The organism is Microbacterium sp. ISL-103 (assembly GCF_018613995.1).
Classification (GTDB): domain Bacteria; phylum Actinomycetota; class Actinomycetes; order Actinomycetales; family Microbacteriaceae; genus Microbacterium.
Window position 1 is genome coordinate 250 of the sequence record NZ_JAGGPD010000028.1, and the last position, 460, is coordinate 709.

The window sequence follows — 460 nt, forward strand, 5'->3', positions numbered from 1 at the left end:
GAGGAAACGGTCGTATCCCTCGTCCTCGGGCCGGTCGGCAAGCTCAGGACCGCCCTCTTCGACGATCTTGCCGGCGACGACCACGTGCACGAAGTCGGGGCGGATGTAGCGGAGGATGCGCGTGTAGTGCGTGATCAGCAGCACACCGAGGCCCGTGGTCTCCTTGGCGCGGTTCACGCCCTCCGAGACGATCTTGAGCGCGTCGACGTCGAGACCGGAGTCGGTCTCGTCGAGGATCGCGAACTGGGGCTTGAGCACCTCGAGCTGCAGGATCTCGTGGCGCTTCTTCTCGCCACCGGAGAATCCCTCGTTGACGTTGCGCTGCGCGAACTTCGGGTCCATGCGCAGGTTCGTCATCGCTGCCTTGACGTCCTTGGTCCAGTTGCGGATCGAGGGTGCTTCGCCGTCGAGGGCCGTCTTGGCGGTGCGCAGGAAGTTGGTCACCGTGACGCCCGGGATC

Annotated in this window: 1 protein-coding gene; it reads right to left on the reverse strand. The window is 65.2% G+C overall.

Going from position 1 to position 460, the window contains the following annotated elements; all coding sequences use genetic code 11:
* Positions 1-460, reverse strand: a 460-nt coding sequence (locus tag J7E68_RS01325; RefSeq protein ID WP_396652477.1) for an ABC transporter ATP-binding protein, incomplete at both ends; no start/stop codon positions are given.